Origin of the sequence: Bradyrhizobium sp. Ash2021, from assembly GCF_031202265.1 — a bacterium.
Classification (GTDB): domain Bacteria; phylum Pseudomonadota; class Alphaproteobacteria; order Rhizobiales; family Xanthobacteraceae; genus Bradyrhizobium.
Map to the genome: position 1 here is coordinate 3,488,496 of NZ_CP100604.1, position 25,496 is coordinate 3,513,991.

General features: G+C 61.3%; 24 protein-coding genes and 3 pseudogenes. 11 read left to right on the forward strand and 16 right to left on the reverse strand.

Going from position 1 to position 25,496, the window contains the following annotated elements; all coding sequences use genetic code 11:
- Positions 1–7: 7 nt before the first annotated feature.
- The 6 genes from NL528_RS16520 to NL528_RS16545 form a co-directional block, all read right to left on the reverse strand.
- Positions 8–781: an anti-sigma factor gene (locus tag NL528_RS16520; RefSeq protein WP_309183745.1), complete on the reverse strand. Its 774-nt coding sequence runs from the start codon at positions 779–781 to the stop codon at positions 8–10.
- Positions 778–1,338, reverse strand: coding sequence for a sigma-70 family RNA polymerase sigma factor (locus NL528_RS16525; RefSeq protein WP_309183746.1), 561 nt, complete (start codon positions 1,336–1,338; stop codon positions 778–780). Before NL528_RS16525 ends, NL528_RS16520 begins: the two co-directional genes overlap by 4 nt.
- Positions 1,339–1,429: 91 nt before the next feature.
- The gene (locus NL528_RS16530; RefSeq protein ID WP_375144018.1) at positions 1,430–1,828 is read right to left on the reverse strand and encodes a cupredoxin family copper-binding protein; all 399 of its coding nucleotides are present in this window, start codon (positions 1,826–1,828) and stop codon (positions 1,430–1,432) included.
- A 26-nt stretch (positions 1,829–1,854) separates the two neighbouring features.
- The gene (locus NL528_RS16535; protein WP_309183747.1) at positions 1,855–2,802 is read right to left on the reverse strand and encodes a metallophosphoesterase; all 948 of its coding nucleotides are present in this window, start codon (positions 2,800–2,802) and stop codon (positions 1,855–1,857) included.
- Between the two features lie 177 nt (positions 2,803–2,979).
- Positions 2,980–3,258, reverse strand: coding sequence for a hypothetical protein (locus tag NL528_RS16540; protein WP_309183748.1), 279 nt, complete (start codon positions 3,256–3,258; stop codon positions 2,980–2,982).
- A gap of 69 nt (positions 3,259–3,327) precedes the next feature.
- Complete coding sequence (locus NL528_RS16545) at positions 3,328–4,947, reverse strand: GMC family oxidoreductase N-terminal domain-containing protein (protein ID WP_309183749.1); 1,620 nt, start codon at positions 4,945–4,947, stop codon at positions 3,328–3,330.
- A gap of 163 nt (positions 4,948–5,110) precedes the next feature.
- On the opposite strand from NL528_RS16545, the gene NL528_RS16550 reads away from it, so the two are divergent.
- Positions 5,111–6,283, forward strand: coding sequence for a M20 aminoacylase family protein (locus NL528_RS16550; RefSeq protein WP_309183750.1), 1,173 nt, complete (start codon positions 5,111–5,113; stop codon positions 6,281–6,283).
- 199 nt (positions 6,284–6,482) lie between these two features.
- Here the strand turns inward: NL528_RS16550 and NL528_RS16555 are convergent, their stop codons facing one another.
- From NL528_RS16555 to NL528_RS16575, 5 genes and pseudogenes are all read right to left on the reverse strand, one after another.
- Positions 6,483–8,105 (reverse strand): inorganic phosphate transporter, encoded by a 1,623-nt coding sequence (locus NL528_RS16555; protein WP_309183751.1) that lies wholly within the window; start codon positions 8,103–8,105, stop codon positions 6,483–6,485.
- Positions 8,106–8,617: 512 nt separating this feature from the next.
- Positions 8,618–9,259: pseudogene (locus NL528_RS16560) on the reverse strand (TIGR03915 family putative DNA repair protein); the annotation flags it as partial.
- A 115-nt stretch (positions 9,260–9,374) separates the two neighbouring features.
- Positions 9,375–9,635: a hypothetical protein gene (locus tag NL528_RS16565; RefSeq protein ID WP_309183752.1), complete on the reverse strand. Its 261-nt coding sequence runs from the start codon at positions 9,633–9,635 to the stop codon at positions 9,375–9,377.
- Between the two features lie 274 nt (positions 9,636–9,909).
- Positions 9,910–10,467, reverse strand: a complete 558-nt coding sequence (gene dcd / locus NL528_RS16570) for a dCTP deaminase (protein ID WP_309183753.1) — start codon at positions 10,465–10,467, stop codon at positions 9,910–9,912.
- Positions 10,464–10,736, reverse strand: a complete 273-nt coding sequence (locus NL528_RS16575) for a hypothetical protein (RefSeq protein ID WP_309183754.1) — start codon at positions 10,734–10,736, stop codon at positions 10,464–10,466. Before NL528_RS16575 ends, dcd begins: the two co-directional genes overlap by 4 nt.
- Positions 10,737–10,835: 99 nt before the next feature.
- On the opposite strand from NL528_RS16575, the pseudogene NL528_RS16580 reads away from it, so the two are divergent.
- From NL528_RS16580 to NL528_RS16595, 4 genes and pseudogenes are all read left to right on the forward strand, one after another.
- Positions 10,836–11,989: pseudogene (locus tag NL528_RS16580) on the forward strand (IS3 family transposase).
- Between the two features lie 467 nt (positions 11,990–12,456).
- Positions 12,457–13,251, forward strand: a complete 795-nt coding sequence (locus NL528_RS16585) for a DNA repair protein (RefSeq protein ID WP_309183755.1) — start codon at positions 12,457–12,459, stop codon at positions 13,249–13,251.
- Positions 13,142–14,734 carry a DNA polymerase Y family protein gene (locus NL528_RS16590; RefSeq protein WP_309183756.1) on the forward strand — a complete coding sequence of 531 codons (1,593 nt, stop codon included), beginning with the start codon at positions 13,142–13,144 and terminating at the stop codon, positions 14,732–14,734. Before NL528_RS16585 ends, NL528_RS16590 begins: the two co-directional genes overlap by 110 nt.
- A complete protein-coding gene (locus NL528_RS16595) occupies positions 14,731–18,195 on the forward strand; it encodes an error-prone DNA polymerase (protein ID WP_309183757.1) in 3,465 nt (1,154 codons plus the stop codon). Before NL528_RS16590 ends, NL528_RS16595 begins: the two co-directional genes overlap by 4 nt.
- 312 nt (positions 18,196–18,507) lie before the next feature.
- Here NL528_RS16595 and NL528_RS16600 read toward each other — a convergent pair whose 3' ends face one another.
- The 3 genes from NL528_RS16600 to NL528_RS16610 form a co-directional block, all read right to left on the reverse strand.
- Entirely contained in the window at positions 18,508–19,344 is an 837-nt protein-coding gene (locus NL528_RS16600; RefSeq protein ID WP_309183758.1) for a metal-dependent phosphohydrolase, read from the reverse strand.
- A 271-nt stretch (positions 19,345–19,615) separates the two neighbouring features.
- Complete coding sequence (locus NL528_RS16605; protein WP_309183759.1) at positions 19,616–20,593, reverse strand: ABC transporter substrate-binding protein; 978 nt, start codon at positions 20,591–20,593, stop codon at positions 19,616–19,618.
- Positions 20,594–20,709: 116 nt separating this feature from the next.
- Positions 20,710–21,480 (reverse strand): SDR family oxidoreductase, encoded by a 771-nt coding sequence (locus NL528_RS16610; protein ID WP_309183761.1) that lies wholly within the window; start codon positions 21,478–21,480, stop codon positions 20,710–20,712.
- Between the two features lie 302 nt (positions 21,481–21,782).
- Between NL528_RS16610 and NL528_RS16615 the strand changes: the two genes are divergently transcribed.
- A complete protein-coding gene (locus NL528_RS16615; protein ID WP_309183762.1) occupies positions 21,783–22,280 on the forward strand; it encodes a peptidoglycan-binding domain-containing protein in 498 nt (165 codons plus the stop codon).
- Positions 22,281–22,400: 120 nt separating this feature from the next.
- Here NL528_RS16615 and NL528_RS16620 read toward each other — a convergent pair whose 3' ends face one another.
- Positions 22,401–22,679, reverse strand: coding sequence for a hypothetical protein (locus tag NL528_RS16620; RefSeq protein ID WP_309183763.1), 279 nt, complete (start codon positions 22,677–22,679; stop codon positions 22,401–22,403).
- Positions 22,680–23,035: 356 nt separating this feature from the next.
- On the opposite strand from NL528_RS16620, the gene NL528_RS16625 reads away from it, so the two are divergent.
- The 4 genes and pseudogenes from NL528_RS16625 to NL528_RS16640 all read left to right on the forward strand — a co-directional run bounded on the left by NL528_RS16625 (position 23,036) and on the right by NL528_RS16640 (position 24,049).
- Positions 23,036–23,227, forward strand: coding sequence for a hypothetical protein (locus NL528_RS16625; protein ID WP_309183765.1), 192 nt, complete (start codon positions 23,036–23,038; stop codon positions 23,225–23,227).
- A gap of 149 nt (positions 23,228–23,376) precedes the next feature.
- Complete coding sequence (locus NL528_RS16630; protein WP_309183766.1) at positions 23,377–23,538, forward strand: hypothetical protein; 162 nt, start codon at positions 23,377–23,379, stop codon at positions 23,536–23,538.
- A 32-nt stretch (positions 23,539–23,570) separates the two neighbouring features.
- Positions 23,571–23,687 (forward strand): annotated as a pseudogene (locus NL528_RS16635) (HU family DNA-binding protein); the annotation flags it as partial.
- Positions 23,688–23,842: 155 nt separating this feature from the next.
- Positions 23,843–24,049: a hypothetical protein gene (locus tag NL528_RS16640; RefSeq protein ID WP_143206117.1), complete on the forward strand. Its 207-nt coding sequence runs from the start codon at positions 23,843–23,845 to the stop codon at positions 24,047–24,049.
- A gap of 5 nt (positions 24,050–24,054) precedes the next feature.
- Here the strand turns inward: NL528_RS16640 and NL528_RS16645 are convergent, their stop codons facing one another.
- Positions 24,055–24,246, reverse strand: a complete 192-nt coding sequence (locus NL528_RS16645) for a hypothetical protein (RefSeq protein WP_309183767.1) — start codon at positions 24,244–24,246, stop codon at positions 24,055–24,057.
- A 311-nt stretch (positions 24,247–24,557) separates the two neighbouring features.
- On the opposite strand from NL528_RS16645, the gene NL528_RS16650 reads away from it, so the two are divergent.
- Entirely contained in the window at positions 24,558–25,481 is a 924-nt protein-coding gene (locus tag NL528_RS16650) for an NADP-dependent oxidoreductase (protein WP_309183768.1), read from the forward strand.
- Positions 25,482–25,496 lie beyond the last annotated feature (15 nt).

Below are 25,496 nucleotides of genomic sequence, written 5' to 3' on the forward strand. Positions count from 1 at the left end.
CCTGCTTCTAGCCGGTATTGCTTCCCATTGCGGCCTCGAACTTGTCGCCGAATTCGGCGAGTTCGTCCTTGGCGAGATCGCTGACCGCCCAGTAGTTCAATCCCCGATTGCTCCAGTGCCGGATATTGAAGCCCTGCACCGTTTCGATTTTCGCCGAGCGGCGTTCGGTGCTGGCGGTCTGCGCCACGAACAGATTGATCACGTGCTGGCGCCTTCGGTAGACCACCGCGCCGATGGCGCGGGCGTCGACGTAATCGAGCCGGCCGCCGATCAGCGTAAAGCCCTGCGCGGTCAGGTCGATCACCGGCGGCGACACGTCGAGCTTGCCATTGAACCAAGGCTTTACCGTGTGCTGGTCGGTGGAGGTCACGTCGATGAGATGTCCCGCCTGCAGCGAGCGCAGATGCGCCGACACCACCTCGGACTGGATCCGCTCCATATCGTCGTTGCGCAGCACGATGGCGACGAGCCCGGTCGCGGCCAGCGCTGACACCGCCGATCCCATCGCAAAGCCGCGCAGCACCGCGCGCCGGCTCGGCATCGGCACCACCTGCGCCTGGGGTTGCGGCAGCGCGGCCTCGATGCGCTGGCGCAATTCAGGCGGCGCCTTGTAGCGCAGATCGGCGTCCGCCACCGCCTTGCTCATTTCGCGATAGTCGCTCAGCGCCGCCGCACAGTGCTGGCAGCCTGCAATATGGGTTTCGACGTCGCGCGCATGTCCGGCGTCGAGTTCGCCGTCAATCAGCGCGTGAAGAAGAACTTCGGCTTCGTCGCAGGTCATTTCACTTGCTCCTGTTCCGCCATCCATGCCGATCGCAGCATGGCGCGGGCGCGCGCGAGCCGGGACATCACGGTGCCGACCGGCACCTCGGCGACATCGGCGATTTCGCGGTATGAAAGATTCTGGATTTCCCGCAGCACAAAAGTCTCCCGGAACGGTTCGGCGAGCGCGGCCACCAGCCGGCGGATGGTGTCCGAATCCCAGCGGCGCAACACCTGCGCCTCCGGCGTTTCCTGGGTTTCGTGCCACAGCGGCGCCTGTTCGGCGCTCTCGGGCACGTCCTCGATCGCGCTGGTCGGCGTGGTTGCCCGGCGTGCATATTCGGCGCGGCAGACATTGCGGAGGATCGCGAACAGCCACGGCTTCATCGCCGGCCCGCGATAGCTGTCGAAATGCTTGAAGGCGCGCAGGTAACATTCCTGCACCGCGTCCTCGGCGTCGGCGGCGTTGCGAAGCAGATAGCGCGCCAGCGTATAGGCGTCATCCAGATACGGCAGTGCGGCTTCGCGAAACCGCCGCGCCTTTTCGGGATTGTCGTCGGATGCTTTGACGGGCATCGCCTCTCGTCCGGCTGCTACAGACAACAACGGTGCCCGACCGGGTTCGATCCAGCCGCCGGACACCGCAGTGTTGCCTTGGTTTCGCAGGCTATTCAACCTTGACTGTCCCTGTCATATGCGGATGCAGCGAGCAAAAATACTTGTATTCGCCGGCTGTCGTGAACGTGAACGAGAAGGTGCCGTCGGTATCCATGGTCTTCGATCTGAACTTGCCCGCGGAGACAATCGTATGCGGAATGTCGTCGCGGTTGGTCCAGGTCACGGTCGTGCCGACCTTCACCGTGAGCTGTGCCGGCTCGAAGGTGAAATTGTCGATCATCACCTTGGTGTCTTCGACCTTGGCGGTTTCGACCTTGGCGTCTTCAGCACTGGCGAAATTGACATGCAGGAGCATGGCCGCAGCGATGGCCAGGCCGAGGCTTCGAATGCCAAGCCTTCGAATGCCAAGCCTTTGACGACCAAGGCTGCGGAGAGTTGCCGATATCATTTTCAAGTTCCCTTGGTCTCTGGTTCTCAGCCCTGCAGCGGGGTGTCGATGATCGCGAGGGGCTGGTTGTTCTGTTTGAAGTTGATGCTGGCGACGCCGAGCAGGCCGCGAAGCTTGGCGTCTTCGACCTTCATCGGTCCGGGCGAGGGGGCGGTGCCCGGCGCCGGCTGCGGGAAGGCGGTCGAGCGCGCGGTGTGGAAGGTGACGTTGCCTTCGACCTTCTGCATCACCTGGTGGATATGGCCGTTGAGCACCGTCACCGAGCCGAAACCCTTGACGTATTCCAGCGCGCGGGCGCCGTCCTCGGTGCCCCAGCCCCACTGCGGATACACCGTCCAGAGCGGGATATGGGCAAACAGCACGACCGGGGTCGACTTCGATTTCCCCTTGAGGTCGTCCTCCAGCCATTCGAGCTGTTCGTTGCCGAGATTGCCGAGGCCACCGGCCTTGAGGTCAACCACGTTGACGAGACCGACGAAATGCACGCCGCCGGCGTCGAACGAATACCAGCCGGCGCCCTTGGTGCCCTTGCCGTAACGCTCCTTGTAGAGCTTGACCTCTTCGTCGATGAAATCGTGCTCGCCGGGCACGTAATGCACGTCAAGCTTGGCCTGCGAGATGATGCGTTCGGCGTTGTCGAATTCGGCGGCCTTCGACAGATGGGTGATGTCGCCGGTGTGGATCATGAACGACGGCTTGGTCGGGATCGCCTTGATCTTGTTGATGGCTTCCTCGAGCGTGCCGAGCGCGTTGGGATTGGCCGGCTTGTCGAAGCCGACATGGCTGTCGCTGATCTGCAGGAAGGTCATTCCGGCCGGTTCGGCGGCCTCCGCGGAGTCGACAAGTCCGAGCGAACGGGGCACGCCGCCCGTAACCGTCCAGAGCACGCCAGTGCCCGCCCAGGTCATGCATTCCAGGACGCGGCGGCGGCTGACGCCCGGGTTTTCGTCGTCGTGATGATCGTGGTGGCTCATGACAAATCTCCCAGAGAGAGCCCTTGATTGGGCTTCCGGGGACGTTATCGGGCCGGAGCGGGGTTTATTCCCGGGCTTCCCGGCCCCTCCGCCGGAACCGGCGGGGAGGCGGTAACGTTTCCGTGAACGAAGAGGGCGTCCAGCCGGCCCGGCTGCAACAAAGCTGTCTTGCCGCCGTCAGCACCGTGTCAGGTGACCTGGGTAAACCAGCCGGACTTCAATCGCCAGACCGGGAGAGCAGATATGAGCGACCACGCAGGTATCGAGCACCATCACAAAGCTGCCGAGCACCACGAACACGCCGCCAGGCATCATCGCGAAGCCGCCAAGCACCATGAGGCCGGCGATCACGACAAGGCCGCGCACCACGCCTACAGCGCCCATGGCCACGCCAGCCAAGCCGAGGAGCATCATGCCGAGGCCAGCCGTCATCACGCCGAGCACCACGGCCAGCATTAATTCGGTCTAGTACCGCGTAGCGTCGCGTGTTGCCGTCCCTGTCACAAGGGACGGCATTTTTTTGCGTTATCGCGAATCCTCCAAAATCATCGCGGCGCCCTTATCGGCAATCATCGCCGTCGGCGTGTTGGTATTGCCCGAGGTGATCGTCGGCATCACCGAAGCATCGGCTATGCGAAGGCCCGCGATCCCGTAAAACCGCAGCCGTTCGTCGACGACGGCCGCCGGGTCCGACGCCGCGCCCATCTTCGCGGTGCCGACGGGATGGAAGATGGTGGTGCCGATATCGCCGGCGGCTTTGGCCAGCGAGGCATCGTCGTCGCCGACGGCAGGGCCCGGCAAAAATTCCTGCGGGTGATATTTCGAAAGCGTCTTCTGCTTCATCAGCCGCCGTGTGGTGCGGATGGCGTCGGCGGCGACCTGGCGGTCGTCGTCGGTCGAGAGATAGTTCGGCGCGATCGCGGGCTTTTCGTCGGGCTGCGCCGAGCGGATGCGCACGGTGCCGCGCGAGGTCGGCTGCAGATTGCAGGCGCTGACCGTGATCGCGGGAAAACGGTGCAGGGGATCGCCGAACTTGTCGAGCGACAGCGGCTGCACATGGAACTGGATGTTGGCGCGCTCGCGGGTAGCGTCCGAGCGGGTGAAGATACCGAGCTGCGACGGCGCCATGGTCAACGGCCCGCGGCGGCGGAAGGCATAGTCGAGGCCCATCAGGCCGCGGCGGAACAAATTGTAGTAGGTCTCGTTCAGCGTGCGGACGCCTTGCACCTTGTAGATCGCGCGCTGCTGCAGATGGTCCTGCAAATTGCGCCCGACGCCGGACTTGTCGAGCACGACGTCGATGCCGAGCGGGCTGAGCCAGTCCGCAGGGCCGATGCCGGAGCGGTGCAGCACCTGCGTCGATCCGATCGAACCGGCGCAGAGGATCACCTCGCCTTTGGTGCGGGCCTCGACGACCTCGCCGCCTTGCATGAACCGCACGCCGACGGCGCGGCCGTGCTCGACGATCAGGCGATCGACCAGCACGTTCTTCTCCAGCCGCAGATTGGCGCGGTTCAGCACCGGTTTGAGAAAACCGCGTGCCGAGGACCAGCGCCGTCCGCGCTTCTGGTTGACGTGGAAATAGCTGACGCCCTCATTGTCGCCGGTGTTGAAATCGGCGATCCGGGGGACGCCCATTTCCACCGCGGCGTCGCCGACCGCATCCAGAATGTCCCAGGACAGCCGCGGCGCCTCGATGCGCCAGCCGCCGCCGGTGCCATGATGTTCGCTCTCGCCGAGAAAGTGATCTTCCAGCCGCCGGAAGTGCGGCAGCACGTCGTCATAGCCCCAGCCGGTGAGGCCGAGCTGACGCCAGTGATCGTAATCGGCGGCCTGTCCGCGCATCGAGATCATGGCGTTGATGGCCGAGGAGCCGCCGATCACCTTGCCGCGGGGATAGGCCAGCGCGCGGCCATTGAGGCCGGGTTCGGCCTCGGTCTTGAACATCCAGTCCGAACGGGGATTGCCGATCGCAAAGAGATAGCCGACCGGGATGTGAAACCAGATCCAGTTGTCGTTGCCGCCGGCCTCCAGGATCAGCACGCGGTTGTTGGCGTCGGCCGACAGCCGGTTGGCCATGATGCAGCCGGCCGTGCCCGCGCCGACGACGATATAGTCGAAATCACCTTCAAGCCTGCGCGGCATTTCCTGTTCCCGGCGGTCATGCTTCTTGAGCTGCTATTAGTCAGACGTGGATGGCCGGGACAAGCCCGCCACGCGGATCAGGGCACCGTTCTAGTTGTTGGGTGGACCGGTGCTTGCATGCTACAGAGGACAAAGCGTTCCAACCCGAAGTCGAGAACCCCTCATGCCCATCGTCAACCGCGTCGCCGATCTGCAACCCGATATCCAGGCCTGGCGCCGCGATATCCATGAAAACCCCGAATTGCTGTACGAGGTGCACCGCACTGCGGCATTCGTGGCGGATCGCCTGCGCGAATTTGGCTGCGATGAGGTCGCCACCGGTCTCGGCCGCACCGGCGTGGTCGGCGTCATCAAGGGCAAGAAGCCCGCCGGCAACGGCGACATCAGGGTGATCGGGCTGCGGGCCGACATGGATGCGCTGCCGATCGAAGAGGAAACCAACCTTCCTTACGCCTCCAAGACGCCGGGTCTGATGCACGCCTGCGGCCATGACGGCCACACCGCGATGCTGCTCGGCGCCGCCCGCTACCTCGCCGAGACCCGGAACTTTGCCGGCGATGCGGTCGTGATTTTCCAGCCGGCGGAAGAAGGCGGCGCCGGCGCGGACGCGATGATCAAGGATGGGCTGATGGACCGCTTTGGCATCGAGCAGGTTTACGGCATGCATAATGGTCCGGGAATTCCGGTCGGCTCGTTCGCGATCCGGCCAGGTCCGATCATGGCCGCAACCGATTCGATCGATATCAGGATCGAAGGCCTTGGCGGTCACGCCGCGCGGCCGCACAAATGCATCGACTCGGTTCTGGTCGGCTCGCAGCTGATCACCGCGCTGCAATCGATCGTCGCGCGCACCATCGATCCCCTGGACTCGGCGGTGATCTCGATCTGCGAGTTTCATGCCGGCAATGCCCGCAACGTGATCCCGCAGACCGCCGAGTTGCGGGGCACCGTGCGCACCCTGACCCAGGAAGTCCGGGAATTGGTCGAGAAGCGCGTCCGCGAAGTCGTGGCCGGTGTCGCGCAGATGACCGGCGCCAGGATCGATCTGGTTTATGAGCGCGGCTATCCCGTGACGAAAAATCACGCCTCGCAGACCGATATCGCGATTCGGGTGGCCAAGGAAATCGCCGGCGACGCCAATGTCATGGAAGCGCCGCCGATGATGGGCGCGGAAGATTTCTCCTATATGCTGCAGGCGCGGCCGGGCGCGTTCATCTTCTGCGGCAATGGCGACACCGCCGGATTGCACCACCCCGCCTATAATTTCAACGACGATGCGATCGTGTACGGCACCTCGTACTGGATCAAGCTGGTCGAGAACACGCTGGCGGCGTGAGGCTCTCCCTCAGCGTCATTGCGAGGAGCGATAGCGACGAAGCAATCCATTTCTCCACGGAAAGGAAAGAATGGATTGCTTCGCTTCGCTCGCAATGACGAGGAGGTGATCCGGAGTCGCTTTCGAGAAAAAAAGGCCCGCACTTTCGGCGCGGGCCTTTTTCGTTTAGGCGCAGCAGGGAGCGCCGCAGGCGCGTTTCTCAGAACAGATGGTAGAACACGAAGTACAGCGCGCCCGAGATCATCATCGCGGCCGGCAGGGTCAGTACCCAGGCCATGGCGATGTTGCGGATCGTCGACCATTGCAGCCCACTTCCGTTGGCCGCCATCGTGCCGGCGATGCCGGACGACAGCACGTGCGTGGTTGAAACCGGCAGTCCGTAGCCGTCGGCCGCTGCGATGGTCGCGGCCGCCGTGATTTCGGCACAGGCGCCCTGCGCGTAGGTCAGGTGGGTCTTGCCGATCTTCTCGCCGACGGTGACGACGATGCGCTTCCAGCCGACCATGGTGCCGAGGCCGAGCGCGATGGCGACGACGAACTTCACCCAGCCCGGAATGAACTTCGTAGCAGCGTCGAGCGAGCCTTTGTAGCTGTTGAGCGTGGCAACATCGGCGCTGGAGAGTTCGGCTTCCTTGTCCTTCATCAGAAAGCGGATGGCCTCGGAGACCAGGTACATGTCGTTGCGGGTGTTGCCGACGGTCTCCGCCGGGAATTTCGCCAGCGATCCATACTGGGTGACCTGGGTGCCGATGTCGCGCACCAGCACCGCCAATGACGGATAGGTGCCCTCGTTGATCTGGTGCTGCGCGACATAGTTGGTCACGGCCGGCCGCGGGTTGCCGATGACGTTGTAACCGGCGGCCTTGCCCTCGATGACCTTGCTTGCGGTCATCGAATTCGCCGTGAACTGTTCGATCTGGCTCGCGGGCATTGCCCGGTTGAGCGCATAGGCCGTCGGCACCGTACCGATCAGGATGAGCATGATGAGGCCCATGCCCTTCTGACCGTCATTGGAGCCGTGGAAGAAGCTGACCAGCGTGCAGGTGAGGATCAGGACGCCCCGGATCCACCATGGCGGCGGCTGGTCGCCCTTCGGCTCTCCGAACAGCGCAGGCGTCGCGCGCTGCAAGATGAGCTTGAGGACATAGAGCAGGATCGCGGCCAGCGCGAAGCCGAACAGCGGCGACAGCAGCAGCGCCTTGGCGATATTGCCGGCCTGCGACCAGTCCACGCCGGAAGTGCCGTCGCGGCCGCGCAACAGCGCGTTGGTGATGCCGACACCCATGATCGATCCGATCAGGGTGTGCGAACTCGATGCCGGCAGCCCGAGATACCAGGTGCCCACGTTCCAGATGATGGCCGAGATCAGCAGCGCGAACACCATGGCGAAACCCGCGCTGCTGCCGACCTGCAGGATCAGTTCGACCGGGAGCAACGACACGATGCCGAAGGCGACGGCGCCGCTGGAAAGCAGCACGCCGAACAGATTGAACATGCCCGACCAGACCACGGCAATGTGCGCCGGCAGCGAGCGGGTATAGATGACGGTGGCGACCGCATTGGCGGTGTCGTGAAAGCCATTGACGAATTCGAAGCCGAGCGCGATCAGCAAGGCGACGAAGAGCAGGATATAGGGCATGTAGGAGGTGACGCGCGTGCCGGTCGCATAGATGTCGGAATAGATGCTGTAGGCAACGAACAGCAGGGCGGCAGCGACCACCCCCATGTAGATAATGCCGGTCAGTGGATGAAAGCCTTTGTCGAGATCCGGACCCTTCCGCAATGCGGGTTCGATCGAACCGGGTAATGCCATATCGCTCATTGCAATCTCCTGTCCCAATGCCTCCGATTTTGGCGGATGCTTGTGACAGTTGATTGAAATGCGGATCGGCTGTTCCCATCGTTGCCGCGGACGGAAATGCGGGCGGGAACGCCAGTTCCTGGTGCGATGCAGTTGGCGGGCAGCCGCTGGCTGTGCGGGCCACGATGTTCGAACCGCGATGCTCGGAAATGAGGCGCTGACAGCCGCCATGGGCGCGACGCTGCGCAGGCCTTCGCTGGTAGCGATGCAAACGCCAAAGATTTTGGAAGGTGGGTAGGTCGCGCGCTGCACAGCACTGGGGCTGTTCGTACCGTGCAGCGCGCCGACCTCATGGGAACGTCATGGCGTGAACAGGACGCCCCAATTTCCTGCCGACAATGCGATAATATCATCTATCAATTAAAGGTTGTACATTTATTTTTCGTTTTATCACCGCTTGTCACGGCAATTTGTGGTTCCCCAGCCATTTGGAATGTTTATGCCGCGCGCGGCGATTATCGCGGCAGTACCGTTTTCAGCCGCGCTGGGTTGAAGATGTTGGCGTAAATGCGCCGCCATGTTTGTTCCAGCCGGTCTTCGCCCGGCGCCTCGATCCCAGGCGTGATCGCGACGGCGTGGCCGTCCCAATGGGCGCAGAGATCCGGGGTCAGGATCGACCATGGCATGTCGGCGAAACGGCTGGCGAAAAATGGCGCGGTCGCTTCGACGATGTGATGCTCCGGCTCGAACCAGGCGACGTAATGCGATTTTTGCTCGCGGCCGATTTCGCGGAAACGGACCGAGGCGCGCATCCTGTGCTGGTCGCGATGCACGGCTTTCGCCATTGCAAGAACGCGTGAGACATCGGGATCATCAGCGACGCCGAGCAGATCGTGATGGCCGCGCAGCCGCCACAGCAGGCGATACAGAATGGCAAAGCGCAGGGGATCGCGGTGCAGGATCGCCGATTGCGCCAGCACGACGAACTTTGCGGGTACGCTGATGGCATTGTTCGGTGTTTCGAGTGGCGCGGCGGACGGTTCGACCGGTTCGGGCCCGTTGCTGCCGACGCGCCATGTCACTGCCGACGGCTGCACTTCATGCAGTGCCAGCGTCCGGGCCGCTTTCCGCCAGCCGTCGAAATCGGTTTCGCTGCCGAGGGTGATGCCGTGCATGACACTCGCTCGCTTCTCGTCATGCCCGGGCAAAAGCGCGAAGCGCGTCTTCGCGCTAGATGTCCCGGGCATCCACGTCCTTCCTTTCGTCGGGTAATGTCTCAGTTTGAAATTTTTACTTGATGAGGTGCTTTCCAATTACGCCGCCGCGCCCCTTTTTAGATTCCCATTGTAATAACTCTTCTCCCGCGAACTGATTGACGCGCTCCTCGATTCTTTGAATCCCCTTGGCGGCTTTGGCTATGTCCCGGTCGTAATCAATCCAAAGTCCAGCCAAGACGATGGTAGCTAGTCCTCCAAGCTCAAACGCCTGTGCCAGCGTAATAAACTTTGTGAAGTATGCGCCCATTATACCGGTAACAAGTGGTGTTATCATCGGCCAAGAAGTCTAGAGGTTGTGTTGCAAATGCCAAGAGGACCAAAAGGCGAAAAGCGCCCGGCCGACGTGATCGGTGCTGCCATCGTAGTCGGCAGGATTGCTACGGAGAGAATCTGGAAAATCACTGCCACGCGCTGGCGTTGTACTTCAGCATCCATAAGACGCTGAAGGTTGCTCCAGCGATGGCCGCTGGTGTGTCCGACAAGCTTTGGAACATGGAAGATATCGTCGCGCTGATAGGTGCGCGTGACCAACGAAAAGCAAAGCGAATCTAAGTCGCGGTTTGTCCAAGAAACTGCCCCTTATAGGAGCGGTCAGGCATGCCGAGTGTTTGTTCAAACACGATCTGGCAAATACGCATTCCTTTGCGCAGGCAAATCGGAAGCGGCCCGTGATTGATCATCTCAAGTTGAATGGGCGCTTTAAAGCCGGTGTGAATGATCGGTGCGGTGACATGAATGCCAAGTCCGACGCGCGCTAGCGAGCTTTTCCCCTCAACTCTAGCAGCCAACCGACAGTGATCCTTGAGATCGATAGTTTCTAGCGTCCAACCTAGAACCAGAACTCCGGGAGGGAGATCGTACCCATTCTTATCGTCAATATCGGCGACGTCCGTGAGTTGGTTGATCAGTTTAATGGCGTTGAATCCAGGCTGCGATGGATCAATCGCGCTTTTGAGTCCGGTGGGTTGCGATCTGTAAACCCGTAGTACCGGACTCAAAGTGAGGTCAACCGTAGTTGACGAGTATGCTTCGAGAGATGGCCTCGGAAGAATATCGAAGAGGTTTGCTTCCAGAGAATTTCGAATTTCGCGATCTGTTAAAATCAAGCCATCGCTCGTTTTCTTTCCTCTTCGCTTTTAAGTTCCTCTCCCGGAACCCAAATGCGCCACGATCCGTTCATCGTTTCGCGAGGAAGCTCAATAAGAAAAAAATTGCCGTTAGTCGCGACGGGCCAACCAACGTTTACAGTGCTGTCCTCAAAGATAATGGAAGGATCTAAAACTAGAGAAATCAGACCATCTTTTCCTTTAACGGAAACCACGATCTCGCTCGGGTGAAGGCCTTCGCCGATTTTTTCAACTTTGAGGCGCATCATGGAGTATCTCCCGTTCTTTTTCATTAAAGCAAGCGCGAATGAGCTGCACCCGGTTCCGAGGACACCGAGTTAGGTGTTTTATGGAGCAGGAGGTGTGTCATGGAGAGACGGCAGTTTACGCGAGAGTTCAAGCTTGAGGCTGTACGCCTGATCAAGGAGCGCGGCGTGTCGTATGCGCAGGCGTCAGCAGACCTTGGCGTTCATCCAACGCAGTTGCGCAATTGGGTGAAGCAGCTGGCGGACGATCCGCAGCATGCATTCCCCGGCCAGGGCCAGATGAAGCCGGAGCAGTTGGAGATCGCGCAGCTCAAGCGCGAGGTCGCCAAGCTGAGAGCCGAACGGGACATCTAAAAAAAGCCGCGGCCTACTTCACGAAGGAATCAACATGAAGTTCGCCTTCATCGCGAAGCACCGGGGGATCTGGCCGGCGGAATGGTTGTGCGGGGCGCTCGGTGTCTCGCGGGGTGGGTTCTATGCCTGGCTGACACGGCCGCGCAGCCAACGCAGCCGGAGCGATGAGGAGTTGGGCGCGAAGGTTCGCGCCAGTTTCCTCGCCAGCGATCGAACCTATGGGCGCGAGGCGAGTGTGGCACGACATGTTGGCGGAAGGCGGGTTGTGTGGACTGCATCGGATCGAGCGTTTGATGCGGCTACAGGCTCTCAAAGCCCGTCCACGACGGCGGCGACTGCCGCCCGATCTGGGTGAGCGGCAGGTCGCCGCCGTCGCTCCCAACGTGCTCGACCGCAGCTTCGATGCGTCCGCTCCCAACCGCAAATGGATCGCTGACTTCACGTACGTGTGGACAGCGGAGGGTTGGCTCTATGTTGCCGCTGTCGTCGATCTCTTCTCCCGCCGTGTGGTTGGTTGGTCGATGAACGCAGCGATGACGGCCCAGCTCGTCACTGACGCCCTGGTGATGGCGATCTGGCGACGGGGCAAACCGGACGCGCTCTTGCATCATTCCGATCGCGGCAGCCAATACACCAGCGAACAGTTCCAGCGGCTGATGGCCGATCACGGCGTCGTCTGCTCGATGAGCCGGTCAGGCAACGTCTGGGATAACGCGGCGATGGAGAGCTTCTTCTCGTCATTGAAGACCGAGCGGACTACGCGCAGAGTGTACCGAACGAGGGATGACGCCAAGGCTGACGTCTTCGATTATATTGAGCGCTTCTACAATCCGAAACGCCGGCACTCGACGATCGGATATTTGAGCCCTATGGAGTTCGAGCAGCAGGCTGGATTAGCTTAAGCAGGTGTCAACAGAACCGGGTGCAGCTCAGAATCGTGAATTAACAATTGTCTGCTAAATCCGATCAGCGCTGGTTAACAACTTGACGCGAAATTAGTACAAAACAAGAACATTTTGGGGATAAAGTTAACTTTTTCTCGGAGTGAGTCCGCCTAGACACGCCACTTATAGAGAGGATCGAAAAGATCCGGCTGTTCATCTAGATGAACGTAACCTTACACTTTACCTCTCGTCGAGCAAAAGAACGTAGATGGCCAGGGCAAGCCCGACCATGACGGCAGTCTAAAATCCCGTTGCACAACAGCGAACGAATCCTATTGATTCTATTCATGAATTTCCCGGCCGTGAATCCCGATTGACTCCGCCGGCCCTGTTAGCTTTATATTAGAACATATCATGAACAAATGAGCCAGCAGCGGGTTCATTCAACCAACCCGTAACGGCCCAAAATCTTAAGGGAGCGGCGCATGAGCGGCGCACGCACGAATACGCTTGCGACTTTGCGAGGACGCATCGAGCGCATCGAAGCGCATGGCGATGCATACGCCCCCAACAAGGTGCCGCTCGGCCATGCCGGCGCCGATGCGACGCTGCGCGGCGGCCTTGCGCTGGCCGCGGTGCATGAAGTGTTTTCCGAGGGACATCAGAGCGCTGCGGCGACCGGATTCATCGCAGGCCTTGCGGGGCGCATCACCGCGCGCCGGCCGCTGGTCTGGGTGCGGCAGGATTTTTCCGACATCGAATCCGGCGCGCTGTCGATGAGCGGGTTTTCCGAACTCGGTCTCGATCCGCACCTGCTCGTGACCGTGCGCGCGGCCGACGCCGACAGTGCGTTGCGGACGGCGGCCGATGCGCTGGCCTGCGATGCGCTGGGCCTCGTCGTGCTGGAAGTCTGGGGCGAGGCGCGGCAGCTCGATCTCGTCGCCAGCCGCAAGCTGACCCTGGCGGCGCAGGCCTCCGGCGTTACCGCGCTGCTGCTGCGGCTGGCGGCAACTCCTCAGCCTTCGACCGCGGAGACGCGATGGATCGTGCGCGCGGCGCATTCGCCGCCGGGCAATCCCTGGCACGCATGGGGCGCGCCGGTGTTCGACGCGCAGCTCGTTCGTAACCGTCATGGCCCGGTTGGGCGGTGGATCATGGAATGGAAATGTGATGAGTGCCTTTTCTTTGAACCGGCGGCGTATCCTCAGCCTGTGGCTGCCGCGCCTGCCCATCGACCGCATCAAGCGCATGATGGGGAGCTGCAACGCCGAGCTGGATAAAACGCCCAGCGTCGTCGTCGCCAAGCAGAACAACGCGCTGCAGATCTACGCGCTCGATGATACCGCGGCGCGTTGCGGCCTCGAGGTCGGGCTGCCGCTCGCCAATGCCCGCGCCATCTGTCCGGAGCTGACGGTGTTCGATGCCGATGCGGTGGCGGATGCCAAAACGCTGGGTGACATCGCCGACTGGTGCGACCGTTTTACGCCGCTGGTGGCGCTCGATCCGCCCTATGGCCTGTTTCTGGACATCACCGGCTGCGCCCATCTGTTCGGCGGCGAACGCGCGCTGCTGCAGATCGTATCTGGCGCGCTGACGCGGCGCGGCTTTGCCGTCAGCGCGGGCATCGCCGGAACATCGGTCTGCGCGCGCACGATGACGCGCCATGTGTCGGGAAAAATCATCGCCGACGGCGAGGAGGCCGATGCGGTCAGTCCATTGCCGGTGTTTGCGCTCGGCGCCGATGCGGCCATCACAAGCGGCCTGCGCCGCGCCGGCCTGAAGACCATCGGCGATGTCGCCGCGCGCGCGCGCCACGAGCTATCGGCCCGGTTCGGCGCAGGCTTCACGATCCTGCTGGAGCAGGCGCTGGGGCAGGGTGATGCGCCGATCAGTCCGCGCAAACCGCTGCCGGATTACATTGTGGAAAAACGCTTCCCCGAACCGGTCGCCACCGAAGGCGTGATATCGGCGACGCTGTCCCGGCTGGCCGCGATGCTGGTCACGGCGATGGACAAGCAGGGCAAGGGTGCGCGGCGGCTGGAAGCGAGTTTCTTCCGCACCGACGGCGCGGTGCGCACGATCATGGTTGATACCGGGCGTCCGGTGACGAAGGCCGAAATGATCGACCGCCTGTTTCGCGAACGGCTCGATGCGCTCAACGATCCCCTCGATCCCGGTTTCGGCTTTGATCTCGTCAGGCTGTCCGCCAGCCGCACCGAAATCGTGGTGCAGCAGCAGCGCGATCTCGATGCCAATGTCCATGACAATGACGAACTGGCCGCGCTGATCGACCGCATCGCCGCGCGCATCGGTGGAAAACGCGTGGTCGTGCATTTGCCGCAAGACACCCATATTCCGGAGCGCGCGGTGATGGCGGTGCCGGCGCAGCATCATCTGGCCGCCGCGGCGCAGGCCGCATGGCCTGAGCGCACCGAAAGCGAGCCGCCGCTGCGGCCATTGCGGCTGTTCGAAAAGCCGGAGCCGATCAAGGTGCCGTTCGCGACGGTGCCGGATGGGCCGCCGCACCATTTCACCTGGCGGCGGGTCACGCATGCGGTGGTGCGGGTGGAGGGGCCCGAGCGCATCGCCATGGAATGGTGGAAACAAGACGGCAAGGCGCTGACGCGGGATTATTTTCGCGTCGAGGACGAAGCGGGCCTGCGCTTCTGGATCTTTCGCGACGGGCTCTATGAAAGCGAAGCTGGCGGCGCGGAGGAAAAGCCGGTTCCGGTCAACTGGTTCGTGCACGGGCTGTTCGCATGACCGGCATTGAACCAGCGCCTGGCTATGCCGAAATCGGCATCACCACGAATTTCTCGTTCCTGCGCGGCGGCTCGGATCCGCGCGCCTATGTGCATCAGGCAGGCAAGCTGCGCATTCCTGCGATCGGCATCGCCGATCACAACACGCTGGCCGGCGTGGTGCGCGCCTGGAAGGAGCTCGACAATCCCGCGGTCGAATACAAGCCGAAACTGCTGATCGGTTCGCGGCTCGTCTTTATCGACGGCACCCCTGACATCCTGGTCTATCCGCGCGACCGCACAGCCTACGGCCTGCTGTGTCAGTTGCTCACCCGCGGCAAGCGCGGCGACGACATCCAGCGGATCGAAAAAGGCGAGTGCCACCTCAAACTCGATGACCTCCTGGAGTTCGCCGCAGGCCAGCTTCTGGTTTTGACCCTGCCGCATCGTTTTGATGCGGCTGAAATTTTGAAAGTTCTGGACCGTTTGAAGGCCGGCCGCGCCGATGGCGTGTGGCTGGCCGCGAGCCTGCTCTATCGCGGCGACGACAAGCGCCGTTTGGCGCGGCTGCATCACATCGCGATAAAAGCAAAAGTGCCGCTGCTCGCGACCAACGAAGTGCTGTATCACCACCCCGCGCGCCGCCCGCTGCAGGATGTGCTCACCTGTATCCGCGAGAAGACGACGATCGAGGCAATCGGCAAGCGGCTTGAAGCCAATGCCGAGCGCTATCTCAAGCCGGGCCACGAAATGGCGCGGCTGTTTCGCGATCTCCCGGACGCGATCGCGGAAACCACGCGCTTCGCCGGCCGCATCAATTTTTCGCTCGATCAGCTCAAATACCAGTATCCGGACGAGCCGGTGCCGCCGGGAAAGACCGCGCAGCAGCATCTGGAATACCTGACATGGCAGGGCGTGAAGCGGTATTTTGCCGGCCAGATCGACGAAAAGCTCCGCGCCACCCTGCGCAAGGAACTCGACCTCATCGCCGAGCTCAAATACGCACATTACTTCCTCACCGTGCACGACATCGTCCATTACGCGCGCAGCCAGAACATCCTCTGCCAGGGCCGGGGATCGGCGGCCAATTCCGCCGTCTGCTACGTGCTCGGCATCACCTCGGTCGATCCGACCAAGGTCGATTTGCTGTTCGAGCGCTTCATTTCCAAGGAACGGCTGGAGCCGCCCGACATCGACGTCGATTTCGAACATTCGCGGCGCGAGGAGGTGATGCAATATGTCTACCGCCGCTATGGCCGCCACCGCGCCGCGATCATTGCCACCGTCATCCACTATCGTCCGCGCAGCGCGATCCGCGATGTCGGCAAGGCGCTGGGGCTGACGGAAGACGTTACCGCAGCACTGGCCGATACGGTGTGGGGAAGCTGGGGCAAGGGCCTCAACGAGATGCAGGTCAGGCAGGCCGGGCTCGACCCCAAAAATTTGATGATCGAACTCGCAGTCGAATTGACCACCGAGCTGATCGAATTTCCCCGGCATCTGTCGCAGCATGTCGGCGGCTACGTGCTGACGCAAGATAGGCTCGACAGCTATGTGCCGATCGGCAATGCCGCGATGGATGACCGCACCTTCATCGAATGGGACAAGGACGACGTCGACGCGCTCAACATGATGAAGGTCGACGTGCTGGCGCTGGGCATGCTGACCTGCATCCGAAAATGTTTTGATCTGATCGCCGATTACAAGGGCCGGCGCTGGGAGCTGGCGACGGTCCCGCAGGACGACAAGCCGGTCTACGACATGCTGTGCCGCGGTGAATCGCTCGGCGTGTTCCAGGTCGAAAGCCGCGCGCAGATGAACATGCTGCCGCGCTTAAAACCGCGGGTATTTTACGATCTCGTCATCGAGGTCGCGATCGTGCGGCCCGGCCCGATCCAGGGCGACATGGTGCATCCCTATCTGCGCCGGCGGAATGGCATCGACAAGGTGAGCTACCCGTCGCCGTCGCCAGAGCATGGCGACAAGGACGAATTGCGCCGGGTGCTGCACAAGACGCTCGGCGTGCCGCTGTTCCAGGAACAGGCGATGCGGATCGCGATCGAGGCGGCCAAATTCACCTCCGAGGAAGCCAACGGGCTGCGCCGTTCGATGGCGACCTTCCGCAATGTCGGCACCATCGGCAAATTCGAAGACAAGATGATCGGCAACATGATCGCGCGCGGCTACGATCCCGCGTTCGCCAAGAACTGTTTCGAGCAGATCAAGGGTTTTGGCTCTTACGGCTTTCCGGAAAGCCATGCCGCGAGCTTTGCGCAGCTCGTCTACATCTCGTCATGGCTCAAGCATTACCACCCCGACGCGTTCTGCTGCGGGCTGTTGAATTCGCAGCCGATGGGCTTTTATGCCCCGGCGCAGATCGTCGGCGATGCCCGCAAGAACGGCGTCGAGGTGCGCGAGATCGATGTGTCCTTCAGTTTTGCGCAGAACACGCTGGAGCAGGGCGAGGGCAAGTATTGCGCGGTGCGGCTCGGTTTTCGCCAGATCGACGGGTTTCATTGGGTCGATCCGGATGAGGAGGGGTTGAAGCGAAACTTGCTGTCATTCCGGGGCACGCGAAGCGTGAACTACGATGCGCAATTGCGCATCGGAGAATCTCGAGGTTCCGGGTTCGCTGCTTTCGCAGCGCCCCGGAACGACGAGAGAGTAAACGACTGGGCCGACCGCATCGTCGCCGCGCGACAACGCCGCGCCTTCACCTCGCTGGAGGATTTTGCGCGCGACACCGGTTTGCCCAAGCGCGCGCTGATCCTGCTCGCGGATGCCGATGCATTCCGCTCCATCGGGCTGGATCGCCGCGCGGCACTCTGGGCGGTGCGGCGGCTGCCCGACGATTTGCCGCTGCCGCTGTTCGAAGCCGCCACCGCGCGCGAGCAGCCGGACGAGAATGCAAAGCCGTTGCCCGAGATGCCGCTGCCGGAGCAGGTGGTCGCCGACTATCAGACCGTCCGGCTGTCGCTGAAGGGGCATCCGATGGAATTTTTGCGGGAGATGTTCACCAGGGAGCGCGTTGTTCCCTGCAACGAAATCTGTTATCGCAACGACAAACGCCGGGTCCGCTGCGCCGGCGTGGTGCTGGTGCGGCAGCGTCCGGGCAGCGCCAAGGGCGTCGTGTTCATGACGCTGGAGGATGAAACCGGCATCGCCAACATCGTGGTGTGGCCGAAGGTGATGGAGCAGTACCGCAAGGAAGTGATGGGCGCGCGGCTGATCCTGGTCGAGGGCTATATCCAGAGCAGTCCGGAGCAGGTGACCCATCTGGTCGCGCAGCGGATGTTCGATCGCTCGCACGATCTGATCGGGCTTGCCAACGACGCGCTCAGCCGCAAGCTTCCGGTACCGGCGGGGCCCGCGCTGATCGAGCCGCTCAACGGCGACCGCCGCGACCATCCCGACACGCCGGCGCAAAAAATCCGCCACCCGCGCAACGTCCGCATCCTGCCGCCGTCGCGGGATTTTCACTAGAATGGCAGCGTGATCTGAAGCAGGTAGGAACTCATGCCCGAGGAATAAGGCATCCGCGCGAGCGCAGGCCCCGCCGACCACGATCGCCTATCCCGACGGGACGATCGGCAAGACCGGCGGCGGCTCCACTTCAAATTGCTCGCCCGCCTGACCGGGTCTGCATTCGTCGCCTCGAGAAACGCTGTATCCAGACGGCGCCAACCGATTGCGGCGTTCAACGCAATGACGGCGAAAGCTGACCTTGCCATGAGCGCGGCAACGCTGAGCGTCTCGAACCATGAGGCCGCGGGCGACACGGTCGCGATCCCCGCGCTACCTTTGTGGCCCCGACAGCGCGATGTCGCGTTCGGCGCGGAACACGTTGCCATAGAGATTGGCGATCCACTGCCGTCCGCGCGTCGTCTTGTTGAGGTAGCCTATTTCAGTCTGGATATACGGCGCCACGCTGTTCCAGTAGAATTGCGGATAGCGATTGACGATGTCGGCGGGAGAATCATAGCCAAGCTGGCGATTCATGCCGACTTCCTCGAATTCATGGTAGAGCGCGTTGGCCTTCCTGATGTAATTCGGATCGCCGAGTTGGCCGATGAAATCCGCGGCGCGAACGATCGAGGCCTCCTCGCCATGTTGCTGGCCTTCGACGGGGGGAAATCGGGTTCCTTCGATCGCCATGGCAATTCGCTGCGTGTCGAGCGGAGCGATGGGTTGGAGCCTCTCCATCACATAGAGCTTCGACCGGTCGACATGGTAAGGCATCAGGCTGGCGTCCGACGAACCGCGCGGCAGCATCACCTTCCGGCCAGTCGAATCGATCACGAAGCCGTCCGCATCGTCTTCCTTGAAAAGTCCGCGCACATAACCGATATCGTGCGCCAGGCAGGCGATGATGATATGGGCGTAATCGTTCGCCGTCAGCTGCGTATGCAACACTCGGCCGCAGAAGATCTCGTGTCCCGCCAGCGTGACGAGCAGCGTGTGCTCGACGTTGTGGTACAGCGCGTCGCTGTTTCCGATGCATTCCAGCGCGACGCGGGCGGCGTTCGGCACGATCTCCGCGAACTGCACCTCTGAAGACCCGAAGGCACGCCGCATGAAGGAACGGAGAAATTCCTCCAGGGCATTCGCCGCCAGCTCCGGTAATGTCATCATTGGTGCTGCCCCGCTTCAGTCGCCCTCTCAAGTCAATTCGTGACGTCCCATCGCATTGCCGAAGACATCAAGCATAGCGCATCTTCGATCCGCTGGCACCTGATGTCCCGCTTAGGCGGAAGTGGAATTATGTTGCGGTGCGGCTGGGTCAGCTTGATCGGACAGGACGGCAGTCGGCGCGAATACGGCTTCCGCCCTGGTCGTGTCCGCGCCGACGTTCTGGAAAATGTCCGACGGCGCACGGCCGACGACGGGGCGATGGAGCTTTCGCCTATTCAATGACCTTATCGGCCCGGAGCAGAAAAGATTCGGACAGCGTGAGACCGATACTCCTGGCGGCATTCAGATTTGCCACCAGCTCGAATTTTGTGGGCTGTTCGACCGGCAGATCGGAGGGCTTCGCTCCCTTCAATATCTTGTCCACAAAGGTCGCTGCTCTGAAATAGAGGTGGGCATAGTCGACGCTATACGAGAGCAGGCCGCCTTCATCGACAAGCTCACGCGTTGCGTACATGGCCGGGAGCTTGTGCCTGCTCGCCAGACCGGTGATCAATCGACGGTTCGCATGAATCAGCCCGTCGTTTTCGACGATGAGGGCATCGGCGTGCCGCTCGATCGCCCGAGCAAACGCGGATTCCAGATCTTCCATTTTTCGCACGTCAAGAAGTTGCGGCTCTATCCGAAGGCTCCGGGCAGATCCCTCCAGGGATTCCCATCGGGCTTGCGAAATCGGATTGGACATATTGTACAGCGCGGCCAATCGTTTCAGTTCCGGCAGGATCTCGCGCAGGATTTCGACCCGCTTCGATTCCAGTTCCGTTGTGAAGGCGCTCAGGCCAGTGACATTTTTTCCCGGCTGCGCGAGGCTGGCGACCACGCCGACGCCGACCGGGGCGCCACTGGCCGCCATGACGATCGGAATCGCTGCCGTCGCATTTTTGGCAGCAAGCACGGCCGGTGTGCCTCTCGTCAGGATGAGGTCACAGTTCTCCTTGACGAGCTCGGTGGCCAGATCGTGAAACCTCTCCGCAACTCCATCCGCCGACCGGTAGTCGATCATGAGGTTGCGTCCCTCGACATAACCCAATGCCCGCAGGCCCTCCAGAAAGGCTTCCATATTGGCAGTGTTCAAGGCGAGTGCGGACGTTTCCAGCACGCCGATACGCCATATCTTGCCTTGTTGTGCAGAAGCAGCGAGCGGCCAAATCAAAACGCCGCTCAGCACCTTGATGAAATCGCGGCGCTTCATGTCGGTTCCCCGAGCATCAAGATCATCTCGGAGAAACATATCACATTTCACGATAGGGGCGGACTCCCAAACTCCCCGGCTTCATGTCGGGAGGCCGCCCTTCGCCTTTTCGCCGCTTAAAAATTCACGCGGTTCGAGATCGCGCCGTCGACGATCAAATTCGAACCCGTGGTGTAGGAGGAAGCCGGGCTGGCCAGGAACACGGCTGCGTTGGCGATCTCCTGCGGGGTGGCCATGCGGCCGGTTGGATTGCGCGCCAGCGTATCGTGATAGCGCTTGGGCGCGTTCTGCTCGACCATGTTCCAGACGCCGCCCTTGAAATACACCGTGCCCGGCGACACCACATTGACGCGGATTTTCTTAGGCGCGTATTGCCGCGCCAATCCCTTCGCCATGTGCACCAGCGCCGCCTTGATCGGACCGTACGAACTGGCGTTTTCCGCCTGCGCCGCCGAAACCGATGAAATGATGAGAAAGGCGGCGTCGCCGCGCTGCTCGCCGCTGGCCTCGAGGAACGGACGCGCGGCCTCGAACGCATGGACGGCGCCCAGCACATCGAGCCGGAAATTCTGCTCCCACGACGCGGCGTCGCCGCCTTGCGCCATCGCGCCGGCATTGGAAAACAGCATGTCAATACTGCCGAGCTCCTGCGCCGCGCCCGATATCCATGATTTCAGCCCGGCGGCGTCGGTGATATCGACCGGCGCGCCCGTCGCCCGCACGCCCTGGGCTTTCAACTCGGCAACCGTGCTTCCGACCTGATCCGCGTTGCGGGCGCAGACCGCGACGCCTGCGCCTTCGGCAGCCAGCGTGCCCGCAATCGCGCGTCCAATGCCGCGCGTGCCCCCGAGCACGACCGCGTTTCGTCCCTTCAAGCCCAAATCCATTTTGTTCTTCCTTTTGTTGACCCGCGCGACTGTACCAGAACCGCGGCGCGGGCAAAGCGGCCGTCACACACAGAGGTCCTTACCGTGCCGTTTCTTTTGTCGGGCAGCCTCAGTGCGATGCAGTGTAACAATCGACGCGCCCCAAGGAACAAGTCATCCGGACAACCGTTGCCCAACGACCAAGCCGGAATCGACCTTTGATTTAGACGCCGCCGGAAGTTCGAGTGGCGGTGTATTTGAACCGACATAGGTTTTCAAAGCGAAATCATCGAGAGACTTCAAGATCAGGGAAGATCAAGCCATTGCGTGTCTTCATCCTCGCATTGTCAGTCCTGGCAATTCTCGCCGGTGCAAATGTTGCCAAAGCCGGTCCGAGCACGACCGACCGCGAGTTGGTGGCATCCCTCGATTCGGCGACCTCCGCCGACGAGGCAACTCAGGAAACCGAAGATCAGATTGGCCTGAACAAGGCAAAGCGTCGCGACGTGCAGCGCCGGCTGACCGGTATCGGCTTCGACACCAGGGTCAACGGACGGTTCGACGAGCAGGCCCGCACCGTCATCGCGCGCTGGCAGGCGGCACGCGGCTATCCCAGGACGGGCTTCCTCAACACGCTGCAGCATCAGGCGCTGCTGACCGAGTCCGTCTCGGCGGCACACGCCAGCGTCAGCGGCAGCGACACATCCGATGACGACCGCTCGGCCCGTCGTCACGGCGGGGGCGGTGCTCGCCATCACAGCAGTGGCGGTCCAGGCGGACTGATTGGCGGCGTCGTGGGCGGACTGTTCGGACGCAGGTGACCCGCATTTGAGCTGCATCAAGGCCGTCGGGTCAGGGAAGAGCAGCCTGTCTTCTGCGCTCAAGGATTGGTCCATACGGGAGCATGGAATGTTGGTGCAAACGGCATGTGAGCCCTTCGTTCAGGGCACGTTCTTGAACTCCAATACGATGGTTATTCTCGATTGGTCGAAGTTCATGCCGTGGGTTTCACCGAAGAAGACAACCCCATCATGCGTGCCTGGCAAATTCGAGGCGGCGCCGACGACAAAGAACCAATCGGATGGAAGCTTTTGCGGGTTGACGAAGCCAATGATGCCGTCGTCACAGATCAAAAGTCTTTGGCTCCCCGTCCCGATTACCAGGCAGGCGACAAAGCGATGAAGCTTATTACCTGCCAGCTCTGAAGTACCGGCCGACAATTTCGGCTCATCGCGGTAAAGCGGACATCGCGGTTGCACACGCCGACATAGACGCTTTCCAGATAGCCCCAGTAAAACCAGGCTGGCAGCAATATGACCGCGCCAACAATGCCGATCTTTCTAAAAATGCGTTGCCGCGTCATCCCGCAAATATGTGCCTGATGGTCGTCCGATCAACCTCAATTTCCCCGCCACAACCATGCGTCTCGTTTCCTATGTCGCGTTTATGAACGGACGGCTGAATCCTGCTCGCATTCCTATGCCGTGATGGGCATTTCCCGACGATCGGGGATTCTCACACAGCAAGGAAACAAAGTTATGACGAAAATCTCGCTTTAGCCGCATCGATAACGATGATGCTGGTTGCGATCTCAGGACCGGCGCTTGCAGGCGCGGCCGCACCGAAGACGCGGTATTGGCCCACAGCGACCGACCCCTCAGACCGGCAAGTGGTACGCGCCTTCAATGCATTCGATCCGGCGATGGCGACGCAGACGGTCGACCCCAATGCGCACCGTTATCATGGCGGACCGAAATCGAACTACTGATGTTTGATGTTCTCGACACGGCTCTCGCCACCTCGTTCAAGGGCATCGGGACCGGAGCATGCCGTCCTTTCTTGCGACGACTTCGCGAAGCCGCCGAAAAGCGCGATGCACCGCTCAGGACATCGCCCGGCAAATCTTGGAGAGAGTAAATGACGGACAACGAGAAAAAGAGAGACGAAGATCTTCAGCGCGCTGCTGAAGAATTCTTCGCGGCTAAAGTTTCTCAAGGCTATACGCCGGAACAAGCGACCTTGATGCTTCACGAGCGATTTCACCAGGTTCGCAAGGCTATCTTGCGCGTAGAGCCATGAAAAAAATCTCAAGAAAGATCAGCGTATCGCGCCGTAACCTGAAGACCGGCATCGAGGCGCCGATTTCTCCGAGTCGCGTAATCGTGTTCAAGCCATCGGCCATTCTAAAGCAGCGAATTAATGGCCACAGCCCCAGTGGCGTTGCGTGAGCAGCTGCGATGTTACTGGGATACGTTCTGGTCACTGTTTTTCAGCGCCGTTTGGTTCATGACGATCGTCTCGCATCCGGACGCTGAGATCACCGACAGGTAGTGCCGATGCCATGTGAATTTCCATATCGACCCCAGGACGATTGAGCAGCCAAATGAACAAATCGAACACGCTTAGATTTGCCATGTACGGAGCTTGCCTAGGACTGCTCTACGCAGCCTTTCTGGAGATTGGGCTTTGGACACAAGTCGATATGAGCGGGCAAGCCGGTGGCGGATTAATTGGTGGCACTATCGCTGGAGCCATTCTGGGCTTACTTGTTTCGGGTTTTCGAAATCTCTTTGTTCGGTTTTTTAGCTGACACCATCAGCGGGCTTTTATCGTCGTTCGCATGGTGTCCCCAGGCCACTCGCACCGCTCATTCCCCTTCGCCTTCAGCGCATCGATCTGCGCACGGATTTTCCCGATTTCCTGAAAAATTTCGTGGCGCTCCTGGCTCGGCGGAAGCTTGCGAGCGGTCGCCAACAGTTCCGCCGCCATTTCTTCCAGCTCTTGCAATCTCGCCGCCCTCATTTCCCGGCGCCTTTGCTTGTGAAGAAACCCCGGCTAGTCTTCCGGCGCAGGCTCCAACCAAGTTCGAGTTCGTCATCAATCTCAAGACTGCCAGATCGCTCGGCCCCAGCGTGCCCGCAAACCTGCTCGCACTCTCCGACCGTGTGATCGAATGAGTGCGGTCACTTCCGTTATTGGCACAAAACGGACATCGCCGTAGCGCTGATGAATGTCGGCTTTGAGGGGAAGACCTGATATCGAATTTGATTGCGTCAATCAAACATGCGACGTTGGTTCCACCAAAGCGAGGAGCACCAATGAAAGCGGCCTTCATCGAACGGCACGGCGAACCGGAAGTTCTGCAATTCGGCGAGATGCCCGATCCCGTGGCCGCATCCGGCGAGGTCGTGGTCGATATTGTCGCCGCCAGCGTCAATGGCGCGGACTGGAAAGTGCGCGAGGGCAAATCGGGCCAGCTTTCGCGATTCCCTTACATTCTCGGGCGGGATTTCTCCGGCGTCGTTTCGGCGGTTGGGCAAGGTGTCACAGACCTGCGCGTCGGCGATGAGGTCTTCGCCGTCTGCGACGTTGGCCAGGAGGGTGCCTATGCCGAGAAGATTGCGATCAAGGCGGCTATTGTCGCAAAGAAAACCGATCGCCTGTCGCATGTCGATGCCGCCGCACTGGCGCTTGCCGGGTTGACGGCGATTTGCACCGTCGAAGACACATTGAAACTGAAGGCGGGCGAGACAATCCTGATCCAGGGCGGCGCGGGCGGCGTCGCGAGCTTTGCCGTCCAGCTGGCAAAACATCTGGGGGCGCGCGTGATCACGACCGCAAGCGCTGCGAACCATGATTATCTCCGCCAAATCGGCGCCGACGAGATCATCGACTACAATGCGGTGGATTTTACCAAAACCGTGAGCGGCTGCGACGCCGTATTCGATACCGTCGGCGGCGATGTCGCGCAGCGGTCGTTCAGCGTGCTGAAACCAGGCGGCCGGGCGGCCTTTATTGCCTCGGGCGCACAGGCGCCAAAACCGGACCGCAGCGATGTCGTTGCCTTGCGGCCCAACGTCGGACGCGATCGGCCGCATCTCGAGCGCATCGTGGCGCTGGTTGCGGCAGGGGCCGTCCGTCCCCCGGAAGTGACACGCTATCAGCTCAGCGACGCCGTAGCCGCGCACAGGGTAAGCGAATCCCGCCACTTTCGCGGCAAGCTGGTTTTTCTGGTCCGCTGAAACGGCCTCGCTCGC

Excerpts from the sequence above, each read along its gene's own strand:
- NL528_RS16545 (WP_309183749.1), bottom strand. The coding sequence starts at position 4,947 with ATGCCGCGCAGGCTTGAAGGTGATTTCGACTATATCGTCGTCGGCGCG.
- NL528_RS16625 (WP_309183765.1), top strand. The coding sequence starts at position 23,036 with ATGCTGGTTGCGATCTCAGGACCGGCGCTTGCAGGCGCGGCCGCACCG.
- NL528_RS16540 (WP_309183748.1), bottom strand. The coding sequence starts at position 3,258 with ATGCTGGCCGTGGTGCTCGGCGTGATGACGGCTGGCCTCGGCATGATG.
- NL528_RS16585 (WP_309183755.1), top strand. The coding sequence starts at position 12,457 with ATGAGCGGCGCACGCACGAATACGCTTGCGACTTTGCGAGGACGCATC.
- NL528_RS16595 (WP_309183757.1), top strand. The coding sequence starts at position 14,731 with ATGACCGGCATTGAACCAGCGCCTGGCTATGCCGAAATCGGCATCACC.
- NL528_RS16600 (WP_309183758.1), bottom strand. The coding sequence starts at position 19,344 with ATGATGACATTACCGGAGCTGGCGGCGAATGCCCTGGAGGAATTTCTC.
- NL528_RS16520 (WP_309183745.1), bottom strand. The coding sequence starts at position 781 with ATGACCTGCGACGAAGCCGAAGTTCTTCTTCACGCGCTGATTGACGGC.
- NL528_RS16565 (WP_309183752.1), bottom strand. The coding sequence starts at position 9,635 with ATGATAACACCACTTGTTACCGGTATAATGGGCGCATACTTCACAAAG.
- NL528_RS16590 (WP_309183756.1), top strand. The coding sequence starts at position 13,142 with ATGAGTGCCTTTTCTTTGAACCGGCGGCGTATCCTCAGCCTGTGGCTG.
- NL528_RS16530 (WP_375144018.1), bottom strand. The coding sequence starts at position 1,828 with ATGATATCGGCAACTCTCCGCAGCCTTGGTCGTCAAAGGCTTGGCATT.
- NL528_RS16575 (WP_309183754.1), bottom strand. The coding sequence starts at position 10,736 with ATGATGCGCCTCAAAGTTGAAAAAATCGGCGAAGGCCTTCACCCGAGC.
- NL528_RS16535 (WP_309183747.1), bottom strand. The coding sequence starts at position 2,802 with ATGAGCCACCACGATCATCACGACGACGAAAACCCGGGCGTCAGCCGC.
- NL528_RS16555 (WP_309183751.1), bottom strand. The coding sequence starts at position 8,105 with ATGAGCGATATGGCATTACCCGGTTCGATCGAACCCGCATTGCGGAAG.
- NL528_RS16525 (WP_309183746.1), bottom strand. The coding sequence starts at position 1,338 with ATGCCCGTCAAAGCATCCGACGACAATCCCGAAAAGGCGCGGCGGTTT.
- NL528_RS16640 (WP_143206117.1), top strand. The coding sequence starts at position 23,843 with ATGAACAAATCGAACACGCTTAGATTTGCCATGTACGGAGCTTGCCTA.
- NL528_RS16610 (WP_309183761.1), bottom strand. The coding sequence starts at position 21,480 with ATGGATTTGGGCTTGAAGGGACGAAACGCGGTCGTGCTCGGGGGCACG.
- NL528_RS16650 (WP_309183768.1), top strand. The coding sequence starts at position 24,558 with ATGAAAGCGGCCTTCATCGAACGGCACGGCGAACCGGAAGTTCTGCAA.
- NL528_RS16630 (WP_309183766.1), top strand. The coding sequence starts at position 23,377 with ATGACGGACAACGAGAAAAAGAGAGACGAAGATCTTCAGCGCGCTGCT.
- NL528_RS16605 (WP_309183759.1), bottom strand. The coding sequence starts at position 20,593 with ATGAAGCGCCGCGATTTCATCAAGGTGCTGAGCGGCGTTTTGATTTGG.
- NL528_RS16550 (WP_309183750.1), top strand. The coding sequence starts at position 5,111 with ATGCCCATCGTCAACCGCGTCGCCGATCTGCAACCCGATATCCAGGCC.